This window comes from Pseudomonas segetis (assembly GCF_900188155.1).
In the GTDB taxonomy this organism is placed as follows: Bacteria; Pseudomonadota; Gammaproteobacteria; order Pseudomonadales; family Pseudomonadaceae; genus Aquipseudomonas; species Aquipseudomonas segetis.
The window spans coordinates 459,962-476,605 of the sequence record NZ_FZOG01000001.1; the positions used below are offsets into that span (position 1 = coordinate 459,962).

At 52.0% G+C, this 16,644-nt stretch carries 13 protein-coding genes, 2 tRNA genes and 2 pseudogenes; 10 read left to right on the plus strand and 7 right to left on the minus strand.

Annotated features, from left to right (window positions below; translation table 11 throughout):
• Positions 1–174: 174 nt before the first annotated feature.
• The 7 genes from CHB79_RS02235 to CHB79_RS02265 all read left to right on the plus strand — a co-directional run bounded on the left by CHB79_RS02235 (position 175) and on the right by CHB79_RS02265 (position 3,514).
• Positions 175–250 (plus strand) — tRNA-Val (locus CHB79_RS02235).
• Between the two features lie 22 nt (positions 251–272).
• Positions 273–349: transfer RNA gene (locus tag CHB79_RS02240), tRNA-Asp, on the plus strand.
• A gap of 223 nt (positions 350–572) precedes the next feature.
• Positions 573–1,331 (plus strand): BamJ family beta-barrel-assembly machinery protein, encoded by a 759-nt coding sequence (gene bamJ, locus CHB79_RS02245; protein ID WP_010484974.1) that lies wholly within the window; start codon positions 573–575, stop codon positions 1,329–1,331.
• Between the two features lie 379 nt (positions 1,332–1,710).
• Positions 1,711–2,160: a YkvA family protein gene (locus CHB79_RS02250; protein WP_089358747.1), complete on the plus strand. Its 450-nt coding sequence runs from the start codon at positions 1,711–1,713 to the stop codon at positions 2,158–2,160.
• A gap of 202 nt (positions 2,161–2,362) precedes the next feature.
• Positions 2,363–2,680: a helix-turn-helix domain-containing protein gene (locus CHB79_RS02255; protein ID WP_010484976.1), complete on the plus strand. Its 318-nt coding sequence runs from the start codon at positions 2,363–2,365 to the stop codon at positions 2,678–2,680.
• Positions 2,677–3,042 (plus strand): hypothetical protein, encoded by a 366-nt coding sequence (locus tag CHB79_RS02260; protein WP_010484977.1) that lies wholly within the window; start codon positions 2,677–2,679, stop codon positions 3,040–3,042. Before CHB79_RS02255 ends, CHB79_RS02260 begins: the two co-directional genes overlap by 4 nt.
• A gap of 4 nt (positions 3,043–3,046) precedes the next feature.
• Entirely contained in the window at positions 3,047–3,514 is a 468-nt protein-coding gene (locus CHB79_RS02265; RefSeq protein ID WP_089358748.1) for an SEL1-like repeat protein, read from the plus strand.
• Between the two features lie 25 nt (positions 3,515–3,539).
• On the opposite strand, the gene CHB79_RS02270 is transcribed toward CHB79_RS02265, so the two are convergent.
• The 7 genes and pseudogenes from CHB79_RS02270 to CHB79_RS02300 all read right to left on the minus strand — a co-directional run bounded on the left by CHB79_RS02270 (position 3,540) and on the right by CHB79_RS02300 (position 12,821).
• Positions 3,540–4,586 carry an FUSC family protein gene (locus tag CHB79_RS02270; RefSeq protein WP_089358749.1) on the minus strand — a complete coding sequence of 349 codons (1,047 nt, stop codon included), beginning with the start codon at positions 4,584–4,586 and terminating at the stop codon, positions 3,540–3,542.
• 137 nt (positions 4,587–4,723) lie between these two features.
• Positions 4,724–5,161: pseudogene (locus tag CHB79_RS02275) on the minus strand (diguanylate cyclase domain-containing protein); the annotation flags it as partial.
• Between the two features lie 98 nt (positions 5,162–5,259).
• Positions 5,260–7,224: an AAA family ATPase gene (locus CHB79_RS02280; RefSeq protein WP_089358750.1), complete on the minus strand. Its 1,965-nt coding sequence runs from the start codon at positions 7,222–7,224 to the stop codon at positions 5,260–5,262.
• Positions 7,212–7,736: a hypothetical protein gene (locus CHB79_RS02285; protein ID WP_089358751.1), complete on the minus strand. Its 525-nt coding sequence runs from the start codon at positions 7,734–7,736 to the stop codon at positions 7,212–7,214. Before CHB79_RS02285 ends, CHB79_RS02280 begins: the two co-directional genes overlap by 13 nt.
• Positions 7,733–8,977, minus strand: a complete 1,245-nt coding sequence (locus CHB79_RS02290) for a hypothetical protein (protein ID WP_089358752.1) — start codon at positions 8,975–8,977, stop codon at positions 7,733–7,735. Before CHB79_RS02290 ends, CHB79_RS02285 begins: the two co-directional genes overlap by 4 nt.
• Positions 8,978–9,247: 270 nt before the next feature.
• Positions 9,248–10,591, minus strand: a pseudogene (locus tag CHB79_RS02295) (EAL domain-containing protein); the annotation flags it as partial.
• Between the two features lie 148 nt (positions 10,592–10,739).
• A complete protein-coding gene (locus CHB79_RS02300; RefSeq protein ID WP_238530366.1) occupies positions 10,740–12,821 on the minus strand; it encodes a carboxy terminal-processing peptidase in 2,082 nt (693 codons plus the stop codon).
• A 127-nt stretch (positions 12,822–12,948) separates the two neighbouring features.
• Here CHB79_RS02300 and CHB79_RS02305 point away from each other — a divergent pair, with 127 nt between their 5' ends.
• The 3 genes from CHB79_RS02305 to ahpF all read left to right on the plus strand — a co-directional run bounded on the left by CHB79_RS02305 (position 12,949) and on the right by ahpF (position 16,475).
• Entirely contained in the window at positions 12,949–13,914 is a 966-nt protein-coding gene (locus CHB79_RS02305; protein ID WP_089358754.1) for an alcohol dehydrogenase catalytic domain-containing protein, read from the plus strand.
• Positions 13,915–14,175: 261 nt separating this feature from the next.
• Positions 14,176–14,739 carry an alkyl hydroperoxide reductase subunit C gene (ahpC, locus tag CHB79_RS02310; RefSeq protein ID WP_010484989.1) on the plus strand — a complete coding sequence of 188 codons (564 nt, stop codon included), beginning with the start codon at positions 14,176–14,178 and terminating at the stop codon, positions 14,737–14,739.
• 179 nt (positions 14,740–14,918) lie between these two features.
• Complete coding sequence (gene ahpF / locus CHB79_RS02315) at positions 14,919–16,475, plus strand: alkyl hydroperoxide reductase subunit F (protein WP_089359184.1); 1,557 nt, start codon at positions 14,919–14,921, stop codon at positions 16,473–16,475.
• The last annotated feature ends 169 nt before the right edge of the window (positions 16,476–16,644 follow it).

The following is a 16,644-nucleotide window of genomic DNA, read 5'->3' on the forward strand; positions in this document are numbered from 1 at the left end:
TTAAAAATCAGGTAGTGAAGCCCTAGGTTGGGCAACGTTTTAACGCAGGAGTGCCTGCCAGGGTAGTTTTTCAGACCTTATCTAAGCCTTTGCCTGCTAAATAAAATTTATTTGGCAAAGGGGGTTGCCAAGGTGCGATTGGCTCTCTAGAATGCGCCCCACTTCGAGAGTGAAGGGTGATTAGCTCAGCTGGGAGAGCATCTGCCTTACAAGCAGAGGGTCGGCGGTTCGATCCCGTCATCACCCACCAAACTCGCTTTTTGAAGTTACGCGCAGCGGTAGTTCAGTTGGTTAGAATACCGGCCTGTCACGCCGGGGGTCGCGGGTTCGAGTCCCGTCCGCTGCGCCATTTTCCCCCCCCCCCCCTCTTCATGCTTCCCCGCATTGCATCATTTCTTCTAGATTCTACCCCTTTCCCTGCAAACCAATTGTTTTCGTCGAAGTTCGACCTAAATAGCTGAACTTATAAGCATTTTCTTAATCCTAAGCTGGTAGCCAGTGATCGTTGCGGCCTGCTAAGCTCGCGCTTTCACTCGAATGCCCTACGGGCGTGCACCGAACAAGGAATAAGCATGAAACAGCATCGTTTAGCAGCTGCGGTAGCCCTGGTTGGGCTGGTGCTCGCTGGTTGTGATTCGCAAACCAACAGCGTGGAACTGAAAACCCCAGCGCAGAAAGCCTCTTATGGTATTGGCCTGAACATGGGCAGAAGCCTGGCTCAAGAAGGCATGGACGATCTTGATTCAAAAGCAGTTGCCCAGGGCATTGAAGATGCGATCGGCAAGAAAGAACAACGTTTGAAAGACGAAGAGCTGGTTGAAGCTTTTGCTTCCCTGCAAAAGCGTTCCGAAGAGCGCCTGGCCAAGCTGAGCGACGAATCCAAGGCAGCAGGCAAGAAGTTCCTGGAAGAGAACGGCAAGCGCGATGGCGTCGTGACCACTGATTCCGGCCTGCAGTACGAAATCATCAAGAAGGCTGACGGTGCGCAACCCAAGCCAACCGATATCGTTACCGTCCACTACGAAGGCAAGCTGACTGACGGCACTGTTTTCGACAGCTCGATTGAGCGTGGCAGCCCGATTGACTTGCCCGTTAACGGCGTGATCCCGGGCTGGGTTGAAGGCCTGCAGCTGATGCACGTTGGCGAGAAGATCAAGCTGTACATCCCTAGTGATCTGGCCTACGGCGCGCAAAGCCCGAGCCCTGCGATTCCAGCAAACTCGGTGCTGGTTTTCGACCTGGAACTGATCGCAATCAAGGATCCAAAAGCAGAAGCTGGTGCTCCGGATGCACCTGCTGAGCCAGCTGCAGAGGCTGATAAGGCAGAGTAATTGATACTCGCTTTATTGAGATGCAAGCAACGCCCCGTTTCGACGGGGCGTTGTCGTTTGTACGGGTCATAAATAGAACCAAAAAGCGACTGTCCGGTCTTAATGTGAAGGCAGTGGCGAGTGAATGTTACGGTTATGCACATTTAGCGAGGGTTTCATTTTTAGCGATTTTAGCGCGCCTTAAAAAACCCTTTGATTTATGTAACTTATTGAAAAATAAGGGTTTTATTTGCTGGGCAAAAAATGCCCGATCTGTAGAGAAGCCGCATGAGCCGGGCGTTTGGTAAGCTAATCCAGTATTTGTTCACAAGGTTATCCACAGCTTTGGTGGATAACCCATGCCAGCCCTTGAAAGACGCGGGCTGGCGAGGGAGGCACGATGAAAGCACCTCGAAATTTTTCCCGTTACCTGAAGCTTGCGCAAAAATTTTTAAGTAATGGCAGATTGCCGGCTCTGTTGGCGGCGACGACCAAGAAAATCGCCAAGAAGGGCCCGGCGCTGAGCGGTTTGAAACAAGACTTGGCGCTTTTGCAAAGCCTGTGCATCGCTTGGTGGCGTGGCGAGTATCGCGCGATAAGTAGCGAAGCGTTACTGGCGTTTGTGGGGGCGTTGTTATACTTCGTAACACCCATCGATGCGTTACCCGACTGGATTCTCGGTATAGGTTTTGTCGATGACATAGCCGCACTGGCCTGGGTGCTGCGGACTTGGTCGGATGAATTACGCATGTTTCGTCTATGGCAGTCGCAACAGCCTGCCCAGGAGCTCAAGCGCATTGAGCACCTGCCTGACTCAGCACCGCTGGAAATGGAAGAGCTCAAGCCCTGACTCCAGCGCGTCCGGCAACCCGTGCCCGGACAAGTAGTCGACCTCAAAACTTGTTCAATGGCGCCAAGCAGGCCCTGTTCACGCTTATTGGTCCCATGGACTGCTAAGATGTTGATAAGCGGATGCAGATAGTTATCAAGCGCCGCACTTTTCGCAAGCACCGGCTTTGCATTAGTAGAAGTAGCAGGGTGGAGAGTTGAACATGAGTGTGCAAGTTATCTCACGTGATGGTGAGCCTGAATATGCAGTGATTCCATGGGCGCATTATCAAGCGCTGTTACAAGCTGCAGGGAGCCTTCAGGTTGTTGCTGAGCCTGTGTCCAATGATGTTTCCCCACTGAGTCGGCTAAGCAGCCTGCGCGAAGCCAAGGGCATGGATATAGACACCCTGGCGCGCGCCGTTGGCATCAGTCCCCATTACCTGAAAATGATCGAAAGCGGCGAGCGTGAACCAGATGCGGCTATTCAGCGTGCCCTGGCCTGGAACCTTGGCATTGAGGGTTGGGAGGCGAGCTCTTGAGTGTTCGAATTACTCGTCAACACTATGATGCGCTATTGACTGCCCTGGACGATGCTCGACGCCAGCGGCACCTCCTGACCTACCGTGCATTGATCGAGCGCCTGGCACTGCCTGCGCCGGCAATGCAGACGCTGACTGCCGCACTCGAGCACCTGGCGGCCCTGGATGCACAAGCGGATCGTCCACTGCGCAGTTCACTGGTGATCAGCCAGGGAGCAAGCCGTCTTCCCCGTACCGGCTACTTTGACTGCGTTACTCGTCTTGGCCGTTTCAGCGGGCCCACTGATGGCGTGGCGGCTGCCTCCTGGCATGCTGCCGAGGTGGCGCGGGTCTTTGAGTTTGATTACCCGCCGGAGCATTAATTAGATGCTGCATAAATTACGCGCTCGGTTAAGTTACTGGCTAGCCCGACGCTTGTTCCACTGGTCATGGCTGGTCAAGCAGCCGCGTGGTTGGCAATGGCTCGAAGGCCAGTTTGCACGGATGGCCAATCTGGGTGACGTGCAGGCGCAAAGTTTCTATGGGCACATCCTGTTGTTTCGTGGCCAGGGCCTGGGTGCACGGGAAGAGGGTGTGCGACTGCTACGACTGGCTGCGACGGCGGGCGATGCCAAGGCGGCTTATCAAATGGGGCTGCTGAGTCTCAAGGGCGATACTCGCCATGCTCCGGATGCCAGTCAGACTGCACATTGGTGGGCCTTGGCTGCGGCTGCAGGTCATCCGCTTGCGGCCCAGCGGTTGTCTGAGCTCTACCGTGACGGGGCGCCGGGCCTGGAGGCGGACCCGGTGCAAGCAGAGCACTTTGCCATGCGCGCAGAGTCGCTCGGGTTATAAATCCAACCTCCGCGCACAATAGAACTCAATGGGCTTTCCAGCGCTTGGCAGTGTCGGCAAGTTGTTGGCGCAAGGTTTCTAGGGTGGCGGACAACTCAAATGTCAGCAGCACATAACCAGCCATGCCCGATGCGGCGGCAGCTTCCAGTGCGAGCATCTTTTCTGGTTTGTGATCAGCTTCATTAAGCATTTTTGCCGAGCCCAGGCGCAGGGCGCGTGCCATGCCGAGCAACAACACCCGGATGCGCTTGTTTTCAGGCGCCAAGGTCGACTGAAGTAATTCCAAACCTTTGCTGTCGCCAGCCTCGGGGCGCGTATGGGCGAGAATTTCAAGGGTACTGATGCACATGCGCAAGCTGCGCTGGATCGCGTCCAGGCGAGTCATGGAGACATGCATTTCCTTTGATGCAGATGGCATCAGCGAGCGTTGTTCAACCATGCGTTTATTCAGGCGATTGATCAGTTTCTGGTGCTCATCGTCGGTCACTGGCAAGCCGGTGATGATGCGCCGATGGATAGTGGCGCAGTCACGCAGTGCGCCCGACAGGTTATAGCGCCACGAGTAGAAGGCATACAGCGGCAGGGCGAATGAAAATATCAGGGCTAGCGCGATACCGATGAGAATGTTGACGCCGCGCCAGATACCGTCACTGACCGGATTCTCGCCGTGGCCTGCGACCACAAACAAGGTAATTGCCGCCAACAGGGCGGTATAGCCACCTTTGCCAATAGCGTGATAGGCAAAGAAGCCGCAGCAGATGGACATCAATACATAGGTGAGTCCCGCTAGCTCCATGTAGTTGTGCTGGATCACCAAGAGCAAGCCCAGGCCCGCGCCAATCAATGTGCCGACAGCCCGTTCGGCAGCCTTTCTGCGGATATTGCCATGGTGCTGGAGGCCGCCAATGACCACCAGCATGGTTACCGAGGCCCACTCGCCGTGGGGTAGGTTGAAACCGGTGGTCAAAAGGATGGAGGCCAGCAGGCCCACCGAAATGCGTGCTGAATGAATCAGCCGGGCATTGCGGTAACGTCGATAAGGATCTGTGATGGGGCGTGCGATTTTGCGCATTAAGGCGCTGATAAAAGATGTGCGCAAGTTACCGGCCTTGGTAGAGAGTATTTCTGGTGGCCGACCATCATACCGGTCGACAGCACAATCTTAGCTCAAGCCGGGCCTGTGTCGCAGTACTGTCGATGGCTTGCGCTTCAGGCTGAGATTTTTTGTGCGTCAATCAGGTGAAAGCTATAGCCGGGGATTGCCTTGGCGTGGTGCTTGGCTTCTGAGGCCAAGGCCGCCAGTTGGCTTGCATCCAGGTCGGCAGCGTATTGGGGGGTGACCTGGACTATGCCTATGGAAATCGAGAGCAAGGCAAACTCCTGGCGCGTACCGTGGCGGTCATGGGAGACAAAGCAACCGGCATTCAGGTCTTCTTCGCGGTAAAAGCGCCGGCACTGGTTCTGGAAGGTTTCAAACAGCCTGCTCAGTTGTTTGCGCCACTGCTCTGAACTCAAGACCAGGAGAAAGTCATCACCGCCAATGTGACCAACGAAGTCGCGGGTTGGGTCCACACATTCACTCAGGCATTGGGCGAGATACAGCAGCACTTCGTCACCCTTGGCGTAGCCATACAGGTCGTTCAACGGCTCAATTCGTGAAATTTCATGCCCTGCGGCACAAGCAGATCGTTACAAGACGTTGGGGGGCACAATTTGTGAAGAAGTGTAGCCCCCTTACTGAGCTTTTAGTTTTTGACCAATAAGCGATGCTGCTTGTCTGGAAGATATATTTTTCTATGCTCTTTAAAGCTGTCAGGATATTTTTTAAGGCCGGTAGTGAGTATGACTTGATAGGATTTTCCATAGCTACCAAGCTCGCCAATTTTTTCAAGGCAACGTTTAAGATTATCTAGTTCAATTCCTGATGTTTCTGGTGTGTCGATAAGCAAGAACCTAGGGAACGGTACGTCCTCTTGTGAGAGAGATAGATTCATGAGGGCAAGGTAATACATGAGTCGTCTTGATACGGCTGAGCTGGCCTCTCTATATTCCCCGCTACCAACTATCGGGAGGTAATCATCTAAGCTTATGCGAGCAGTGTTGCAGTCTGGTAGAGAGTCGGTCATTAGCTTGTTGTAGATGGAGCTGAGCTTCCCTACCTTGTCTTGAATATCTATTTTTGCTTTTGCTTCTAACTGATCTGTTTGTAGCTTTGAGCTTTCATGCTCGCTTCTCTTTCGCTCATAATCATTTGTTAGGCGAACATTTTTGCTCTCTGCTTCAATTTGCTGGCGTATTTTTTCTATGTCTTGACGAGTATTTAGAATTTCATCGTCAATATCATTAATCGTGTCTAGGTCTACGGGGGTATCTAGGTTGTCAATTCGTTCTTCTATTTTTCTCATTAACTCTGGAATTTCTTTTTCCAGTCTGCGAATGTCATTCTGAATGGTATTTAGGTCTTGGTTGCAATCAGCTATAGCTATTTCAATAGTTTGGGTTGTCTTGATTTTTGCTTTGTAGATTTCTTTGTATTCTTTTGATGTGTAGAAGAAACGTTGATATTGTTCCTCTTGTATTTCTGAGCCGCACACGCAATGACCTGTTGCTCGCTCAACCTTTCCTAAGCAGTAAGGGCATGTATCTGCCGAGAATAAATTTAGTTGATCATGTGAGTGTATGATTTTTACGATTTGAGAGATTTCTCTTAGAGTATTTTCTTTTACGGTGTTTAGTTGTTGCTTTTCACCTAAGGTTGAGATCAGGTCTTGATTTGATTTGCTTAATTTTAGTTGTTTCTCAGTGATTTGATTTTTGATGTCTATCAATGCGTGGTCTACTGCTGTACCTCTGACCTCTCTATTGCTTTTGAATTTGTTCCTGGCGTTGTGCAAGCGTTCTAATTGATTCTCTTTTTCTTGCAAGGACGTTTGAAGGAACGAAATATTTAGCGGTTCTGAGCTTCCAGATAACTCTTCAATGATCCGGGAGTATTCTTTCAGAAGCCCTGCTGCAATATTTTTATCTTTTTCTAGGGCTTTTGACTTGGAAAGGGATTCGTAGTATTCCGAAAATGTTTTTCCGACTAAAAGCTCAAAGATGGCTTTTCTCAGAAGCTCTGAGTCATTCATGAAATTGCTTTGGGTATCTATCTTTTTGTAAACCCCTTTAGGATCGGGTTGCTGGTCATGATAGATAAGCCGCATAAGGTCAGTGAAATTAATTTTAAAATTTCTATAACCTTGGTATAGCTCTACGACGGTTATTCCAAGCTTCGAGAGAATCCAGTCGGAAAATATGTACTCAACTTCAGGGGAGCGGAATACCTGAAATATGGAAGTGGGGGCATCGTTGTTGTGTATTAAAATTTTTGATTTGGTGCTGATATCACAAGCTTCTAGAATGGATGATACAGTAATGTCGTTGTCATCTATGTGGCGAGTTAACTTGTAGCTTTCATTGTTTATTTTTATGTAAAGCTCGACACGATTGTTTTTGTCTTCTGTGATTTGTTTGTGCTGCTCTTTCTTCTCTTTACGGCTGAATTCGCTAACTCGTCCACCAAGCCCATAATAGATCAAGTTGCAGAAAGTGCTTTTGCCGGTTCCGTTGTCACCTTCTATTAGAATGAGGTTTTCATCAAATAGGGGTGATTCGAAATGGTAGTTTGTACCCTCATAAACTACCTTCTGAATTCTTAAACTTCCCATATTTTTACACCTCTGTCCCGATATGTCTTGCTAAGAAAAGTATCAAGAGTAATGGCTGTGCTTCTCTGAATTGCCCTCTTGAATTTCTCGCAATTCATGTACTCGTTCTTGAAGACTTCCTTGGATAGAAAGCCCGAGGGTAGCTCTTCTTTGTTTAGGGTGATGTTGACTAGTGATTCTGTGTCCCCCTTGTGGAGAGATACATATCCCTTTTTCTCAAGAGTGAATAAGATTTTTAATGTTTCGCTCCTTTTTGCAAGGCCATTTGTATAGCTGTGAAAAAGAAAGTCTTTATCGCCTTTGTGTAGTCTCTCTGTGGTTGAGGACTCTAGTATTAGTATGTTTCGATTGTTGGTTATTAGTTCTATTATGAATGGGATTTTTCTGTAGTCTTTAAAGGCTCGCCCCTTGGTGCAGTTGAGGCAGTCAAGTATAATTATTGTTGCGTATGTTAGTAGATAGAAATCATTGGATGATATGAACATTAAGTTCTTTTTGGCTGCCTCGTTCATTCGGATTTCTCCTCGTCGAAGCATATGAAACATGAATCTATTAAGTTTACTACTATTCCGTTGATGGTTTCTTTGTTTGATACTGTGTATGTGTAATCTTTTTTTAGCTCTTCAATCGTATCTGCTGCTTTTTGCTGTAGTGATTTTATTGTGGTGTCGATTGAAGTTTCATTAACAGTGTTGCTGAATTTGTTGTTATCGAAAAAATAGTCTTCGCAGGCTTCGAAGACTCGGTACTTTAATGATAGAAAGCTTTTGTTGCTTGCTTCTTCTTCTGTTTTCGAGCTGCAGGCTTTTCTTGCAAGAGTTGCAATTTTTGATTTTGGGTATGCAGGGCAATTATCTAGTATTTTTTCTTCTAAATTGCGTTTGTCGGTGATTTTGGCTGATAACTCTTGAAGTTCTTTCCATATGGGGTCAAGCAACTGTTCACTGACTTCAGATTCTGCCATTTTGAAAATTAGCTCTACCTCGGCCGAGTTTATAAATCTCTCTGCGAAGTCTTCGAAGTGTTGCTTTTCATCAATTTTGTCGAGGATTTTTGCGAGAATCAGTTGCTCCTTGCCACTCATGCTGAGTTGATAATATTTACAACTCTTTATCAGTTTCTCTGCACTGCCTTGGAGTTCTGACTCGTCTTCTTGCCCAGATAGCCAGTTTATTTTCTTAAGGAAGATCTTGAAGTCTTCTAAAGAAATGTCTTCTAGAGCTTTGAGGTAGCCATTGCCGGGGATTTTTCCATATTGCTTTTTGTATTCTGCAAGCAGAATGGCTTTGATAATACTGGCTATGTTGTCGGGGATTTCAGATGAATTCTGAATAATTTCAAGGATAGGTTTGTCGGGAAGTTCTATGGTTGTTCCGTCTGAAAGTTCTTTCTTTTTCTCTTTTCCGAAGTTTGTTGTGGTGTAAAAGCTAAATGTAAATACTGTAGATTGGCTTTTATGCCACTTGCCTATATAAATATCGAAAAAGCTTACGAGGGTGTTTAGTACGGCTTCTGAGTGTATGGTGAAGTTGCTGTCAGAGCTATAGTTTTTGTCTTCTTCGATTATCTGCTCTGTGCTTAGATTTACAGTTTTTATTATTGTTACATCTTCTTCCGCTTCAATGGCGGCGTAGTAGAAGTTTACATTCGACAAGTCATTTGCTGCTTTCAGTAGAAGTGTTGCAGCTCGGAGCTTTTGGAGCCGGAAGCCTTTTGTTTTGTCGGCAGCATCCCGGTTTATTATCTGCGTCATATGGACGTGTAATCCGTTACCTAGGTTGTTCGGGTATTTCTATGACCGAACCCTAACTGAAAGCTAACCATGCTGTCGATATGCCGCTATGCCTTGCCTGGCTTACGCCTTCCCGGTTGGGGGCAGGGGGTAGCACTGGAGGGTAAGGTCAACTCTGGCCTGTGCAGATCTAGTTGAATTTCCATACGGAGCCAAAGCTGCTCTGCTCACCCCTCCGCAGCATTTGCATATCCTGACAGTAGAATCGAGCGATTTCAGGTCATAGTGAAGCCCCACCAGGTCATTGAAGGGTTTGAAGTTATCAATATCCACATAACAAACCACTGCCGGTATGGCTTGTTGCAGCAGGCGCGTGAGGCACTGCTGGATGGGCACGTTGCCGGGCAGCATGGTCAATGGATTGGCATGTTTGGCTTGCCGGATCTTCAACTCGGTAATCAGCTTGAGTACATCGATGACCCGGCCAAGCCCCTGGTAGCGGCCGTTGAGGGTGATGATGAAATCCTCTTCGATACGCTGGCGTGCACGGCTGGTGAGCAGGCGGCTGACCTTTTGCAGGGACTGGCTTACTTCCACGCTGAGAAAGTCCGTGCTCATCAACCGGCTGATGGGTTTGCGGGCAAAGAGTTCAGCGGCGAAGGGTTTGAGCAGGGCATCGGCAAACGCATGGCGATGGACAATGCCAACGGGTTGCCTGTGCTCATCGAGTACCGCCAGGGAGTTCAGGTTTGCCTGCAGGCGAAAGGCTTCGAGTACCGCGGATGTCGAGGTATCGATAGTCACTGCGGGTTGCTCGTTGAGCAGGGCGCAGAGGTCGCTGTCTTCTTCGCTGAGGGTGCCGGGCGAGCTGAGCAGTTGTGGCAGCAACAGGCGTGCGTCACGCGGCGGTTGTTCTTGCGGGCGGCAGAGCAAATAGCCCTGGAGCAGGTCGACACCCATTTCGGAAAGTACTGCCAGTTCCTCCTCAAGCTCGATGCCTTCGGCAATTACGGTGGCGCGTGAGGCCTGGGCCATCTTGAGGATGGAGCCGACAAACTCTCGCTTGACCGAGTCGAGATGTATGCCATCGATGAAGTGGCGGTCAATTTTCACATAGTCGGGTCTTAACTCAGACCACAAGCGCAGGCTTGAATAACCTGCGCCAAGATCATCCAGTGCAATTGAAAAGCCCATGGCGCGATAGTGATGCAAGGCCGTATCGAGCAGGGCGAAGTCTTCGGTAGGGGTTTGTTCGGTAAGTTCTATCACCACATTGTTGGGCGATATGCCAAAGGCTTGCAGCAACTGCAGCGTGCGACCAGGGCGGTGGTTGGCTTCGAGCAACGAGTCGGGGGAAACGTTGAGGAACAGCTTGCCCTCAAGCTTTTGTTGACTGAATTGCTGGCAGGCGCTTTTGCGGCAAGTCATTTCCAGTTCACTGAGGCGACCAGCTTGACGCGCCACACTGAACAGGTTGATCGGCGAGTGCAGGGCACTGTTGGAGGGGCCACGAGTCAGGGCCTCATAACCGACGATGCGCCGCTCGGATAACGAAAAAATAGGCTGAAAGAGGCTATGCAAGTCGCCGTGAGCGAGGATGTGGTCCAGCGTGCTCAACTGCTCGGTGACGGTCATTTGGAGTCTCTGAGTCGGAAAAAACAAAGGGCTGATAGTGATATCAGCCCCTGATTTTGCGACAAATTAATGACTCTTTAATGACAGCTCGGCTCAGCCTCAAGCGCGAGCCCGCTCAAGCCCGGCTCCGAGCTTGAGCGGGCGGGGATCACTTTTTAACCAAGGCTGAAGTCAGGTTCAGGTAGTCGAGCAGGATCTGACCGGCTTCGCTGAGGAAGGCATCATCCTCGGGCTTGGTCTTCTTGTCCTCGACCGCAACGCTGTCTTCATCGACTTCTTTAAGCTTGGTCAGCGGCTCTTCGCCCTTAGCCTTGCGCAGCTTGTTTTCGATGGCCAACTGCTCGCCCTCGATCTGCTTATGCTGTGCACGGCGCGTGACCTCATTGAGGCTGACTTCGGTTTCTTTCATCAGCTTCTGCGCAAGCGCCAGGCGTTCACGGGAGAAGGTGAAGTCCGGGTTGTTCGCCGTGCGCTGTTCATAGTGCTCCTTGAGGCGCACCAAATAAGGCTTGAACGGGTCACGCTCTGGCTTGATCGCTGGGTTGATGGTGTCCCAGGGCATGGCTTCCGGCAGCGCGCTTTCGCCAATTTCCTTGGTGTCCATCACATCGGGATAGGCAATATCAGGCAGTACGCCCTGATTTTGTGTGCTCTGCCCCGAAACCCGGTAGAACTTGGCCAGGGTCAGCTTCAGCTCGCCGTGGTTCAGGGGTTGGATGGTTTGCACAGTGCCTTTGCCGAAGGTCTGGCCGCCGATGATCAGGGCGCGGTGGTAGTCCTGCATGGCGCCCGCGAAAATCTCCGACGCCGAGGCGGACAGGCGATTGACCAGCAACACCATCGGGCCCTTGTAGAAGATACCGGGTTCCTCATCGTTGAGCACATCGACCCGGCCGTCGCTGTTGCGTACCAGAACCGTCGGGCCCTGGTCGATAAACAGGCCGGTCAGCTCAGTGGCTTCTTGCAGGGAACCGCCTCCGTTGTTGCGCAGGTCGATGACCACGCCATCAACTTTGTCCTTCTTCAGCTCGGTGAGTACCCGCTTGACGTCACGCGTGGTGCTCTTGTAGTTCGGGTCGCCGGCGCGGAACGCCTTGAAGTCGAGATAGAACGCAGGAACTTCAATGACCCCGAGCTTGTAGTCACGACCGTCGTGCTTGAGCTTGAGAATCTTTTTTTGCACCGCTTGATCTTCAAGCTTCACCGCTTCGCGGGTGATGGTGACAGTCTTGCTGGTCTGGTCGTTGGGTGCATTGCTCGCCGGAATCACTTCGAGGCGAACCTTGGAGCCTTTGGGGCCGCGAATCAGCTTGACCACTTCGTCCAGGCGCCAGCCGATGACATCAACCATCTCGTCATCGCCCTGGGCGACACCGATGATTTTGTCGGCTGGGGCAATCTGCTTGCTCTTTTCCGCTGGGCCGGCTGGAACCAGGCGCACGACTTTGACATTGTCATTATCGCTTTGCAGCACCGCACCGATACCTTCGAGCGACAGGCTCATGTTGATGTCGAAGTTTTCCGCGTTATCCGGTGACAGATAAGAGGTGTGCGGATCGTAAGACATCGCAAACGCATTGATGTAGGTCTGGAAGATATCTTCGCTGCGGGTCTGGTCTAGACGAACCAACTGACGCTTGTAGCGCTTGATCAGGGTTTCCTGGATGGTCTTGGTGTCTTTTCCCGCGATCTTCTGGCGCAGTACTTCGTCCTTGACCTGGCGACGCCATAGGTCTTCAAGCGCCGCTTCGTCCTTGACCCAGGGTGATTTCTCACGATCGAGGGTGAGTTCTTCATCGACGCTGAAGTCGATCTTGTCGACACCTTTGCCAAGCATGGTCAATGCGTAGTTGAGGCGGCTCTTCAGGCGATCGAGATGGCGTTTGTACATGACAAAGCCGGGCTCGAGGTTGCCGCTTTTGAGAAAGTCATCGAACTGATCTTTCCACTTGTCGAACTCGGCGATATCGGCGGCAGTGAAATAACTGCGCTGAGGATCGAGCATCTTCAAGTAGCCCGCGTAGATGATTTCCGAACGGGCATCATCGAGCGGCGGCTTGCTGTAGTGGTGGCGCTTGAGCAGCTCCACTACGTTGAGGCTGGCAATGACTTGTTCGCGATCAGGCGTCAAATAGTCCCAGCTGTGATCGCTGGTGGTCTTTGCTGCCAAAGGCAATGCACTCAATCCGAGGGCAAGGGCGAGGGTGGCGCTGATAAAAGAACGCTTCATGCTGATTCGACGTAGGGGCTGTTGATAAAGCATATTAGGCCATCTTTAAGGGCGCCGAGTTCCAACGGCGCAATGCAAAAGCCCGACAGTCGTGCCGGGCCCGGTTCAATTGCACTATGGAGGCAGCGTGAAGGCATTGCAAGGCGTTGAAGGCCGTACTGAATGGTTAGACATCACATCCCCATCATGTGATGTGGGTGAAATCCGCATAAAAGTGGCTGCCGCAGGGCTCAACCGAGCTGATTTGTTGCAGCGTGCCGGGCTTTACCCGCCACCACCCGGAGCCAGCGCCGCGCTTGGGCTTGAGTGCTCTGGAGTGATCACCGAAGTCGGTGCTGGCAGTGATTGGCAAGTGGGCGATCGGGTTTGTGCGTTGCTCGCCGGTGGCGGCATGGCTGAAGAAGTGGTGGTTGATGCACGGCACGCCTTGCCGGTTCCCGAAGGCGTCTCGTTGCACGAAGCGGCGGCAATTCCCGAGGTATACGCAACCGCCTGGCTCAATCTTTTTCAGCTGGCGGGGCTCAAACCGGGTGAAAGGGTCTTGCTGCACGCAGGTGCCAGTGGGGTTGGCTCTGCGGCCATCCAGTTGTGCAAGGCCTTTGGCAGCCCGTGCTGGGTGAGTGTCGGCTCGGCCGATCAGCTGGCGTATTGCGAAGGGCTGGGGGCGCAGGGCGGTGTTTTGCGTGGCGAAGAAGGGCCGCAGGCGCTGCGCGATTTTGCGCCTTTCGATGTGATTCTTGATCCGGTAGGTGGCAAATATGCAGCGCTCAACCTGCAATTGCTCGGGCTCGACGGGCGCTGGGTGAATATTGGCCTGATGGGCGGACGCAAGGCTGAACTGGATATGGCGCTGCTGTTGAGCAAACGCGTGCAGTTTATCGGTTCGACCCTGCGCAGCCGCGATGATCAGTTCAAGGCCGACCTGATGAGCGACCTTGGCCAGCAGGTTTGGCCATTGTTCAGCGAAGGACGGCTGAGTCCACAGTTGCTCAAGGCATTGCCGATCAAAGATGCCGAAGCGGCGTTTGCCGAGCTTGCGACTAACCAGGTCAACGGCAAGCTGGTCTTAGTGATTGATCCTGAATTGTCCTGATCAGCCCTGGTGATAAAGCGCGGACCCACCCGGGATTTGGCGGGAAAGGGGTGGCCCGCGACTGTTATTTGGCTTGTCATGGGTACTGAATGTGCATTTTTGGTAATTGAGAATGCAGATTATCTATATGTTTTTTAAAGGATTTTATAAGGTTCTATTGAGTAAGTTAATCAGCGCAATGGGATCAATCAATATGACCTTTTGCCAAGCGGTGAGTAACCTTTGCAGGGTAAATTTTCAACCCTCCCAAGGAGTTCATCGATGTCTTATATCAATAGCGAAGTTAAACCGTTCAACGCCACTGCCTATCACAACGGCGCATTTGTTGACGTTAGCGAAGCCAACCTGAAAGGCAAGTGGTCGGTCGTATTCTTCTATCCAGCCGACTTCACCTTCGTCTGCCCAACCGAACTCGGCGATCTGGCTGATAACTACGCTGAATTCCAGAAGCTCAATGTCGAGATCTACGGCGTATCGACTGATACCCATTTCACCCACAAAGCCTGGCACGACACGTCTGACACCATCGGCAAAATCCAGTACCCGCTGATTGGTGATCCGACTGGCACCATCACCCGTAACTTCGGCGTGATGATCGAAGAAGCCGGTTTGGCAGATCGTGGCACTTTCGTCATCGACCCAGAAGGCAAGATCCAGATCGTTGAAATCAACGCCGGTGGCATTGGCCGTGACGCACAAGAACTGCTGCGCAAGGTAAAAGCGGCTCAGTACGTTGCTGCTCACCCGGGCGAAGTTTGCCCAGCCAAGTGGAAAGAAGGCGAAGCCACCCTGGCTCCATCGCTGGACCTGGTCGGCAAAATCTAAATCTGTTTTGCGGGCCGCCAGCTAATCGGCTGGCGCTTGTAATGGCCGATGAAGGCTGAGGTGTATAGGTGCCTCAGCCGTTAGACAAAGCCGGCAAATCTATTGAAACGCACAAGCGCCTGGGCGCGATCCGTCCGGGCGTTTTTGTCTCTGAAATTCATATAAAGGGAAGCCAAATCATGTTGGACGCCAATCTGAAAAACCAGTTGAAGGCCTATCTGGAAAAGGTCACCCAGCCGTTCGAGATCGTCGCGTCCCTTGATGACAGCGACAAATCCCGCGAACTGCATGGCTTGCTTGAAGATATTCGCAGCCTTAGCGACAAAATTACCTTGAAGACCGATGGTGTCGATGCTCGCACGCCGTCGTTCTCGTTGAATCGCCCTGGTGCTGATATCGGCTTGCGTTTTGCCGGTATCCCGATGGGGCACGAGTTCACCTCCTTGGTGCTGGCACTGCTGCAAGTCGGTGGGCATCCATCGAAGTTGGCCGCTGATGTGATCGAGCAGATCAAGGCTATCGAAGGTCAATTCAGCTTTGAAACCTACTTCTCGCTGTCGTGCCAGAACTGCCCGGATGTGGTGCAGGCGCTGAACTTGATGGCGGTACTCAATCCTAATATTCGTCACGTGGCTATCGACGGGGCACTGTTCCAGGCCGAGGTCGAGCAACGCCAGATCATGTCCGTGCCGAGCATCTACCTCAACGGTGAACTGTTTGGCCAGGGACGCATGGATGTCGAGCAGATCCTGGCCAAGATCGACACCGGTGCCGCCGCCCGTGACGCTGAAAAACTCAACAGCAAGGATGCCTTCGATGTCCTGGTCGTCGGCGGTGGTCCGGCTGGTGCTGCGGCGGCAATCTATGCCGCGCGCAAAGGCATTCGCACTGGCGTGGCTGCCGAGCGTTTCGGCGGCCAGGTACTCGATACCATGGCCATCGAGAACTTTATCTCGGTACAAGAAACCGAGGGCCCGAAACTGGCCCGCGCTCTGGAAGAGCACGTGCGCCAATACGACGTCGATATCATGAACCTGCAGCGCGCAAGCGCACTGGTCCCAGCCAGTGCGGCAGGTGGTTTGCACGAGGTTAAATTCGACAGCGGCGCATCGCTCAAGGCCAAGACGGTGATCCTGGCCACGGGCGCGCGCTGGAGAGAGATGAATGTGCCTGGTGAGCAGCAATATCGTGGTCGTGGCGTGGCCTATTGCCCGCATTGCGATGGCCCGTTGTTCAAGGGCAAGCGCGTGGCTGTGATTGGTGGCGGCAACTCGGGTGTTGAGGCCGCGATTGACCTGGCCGGTATTGTTGCCCATGTGACCTTGATCGAGTTTGACAGCCAGTTGCGCGCCGATGCGGTGTTGCAGAAAAAACTTGCCAGCCTGGCCAACGTGACTGTGATCAAGAGCGCTTTGACCACTGAAGTGCTGGGTGATGGCCAGAAGGTCAATGCCCTGGTTTACAAGGATCGTAATACGGATGAGTCAGTGACTGTCGAGCTGGAAGGCATCTTCGTCCAAATCGGCCTGCTGCCAAACAGTGACTGGCTCAAAGGCACGATCGAGCTGTCCCCAAGGGGTGAAATCATCGTGGATGCCAAAGGCCAGAGCAATATCCCCGGCATTTTTGCCGCAGGCGATGTGACCACAGTGCCTTACAAGCAAATCGTCATCGCCGTGGGTGAGGGTGCCAAGGCGTCATTGAGCGCCTTCGATCACTTGATCCGCAGCGTCTAGATCCGCGCTGGCGCTAGGCCTCCGAGCGGGTAACCAGAGATGGTTACCCGCTTTTTTGTGCCCGCAGATTGGGTCAATGCCTTATTGGCCTGGCAGTCTGTGGTTTGGATCGATAACAACTGCCGGGTTGCACGGTTCAACCCTCGGCTAGACTTTCCTGGTCGCGCAA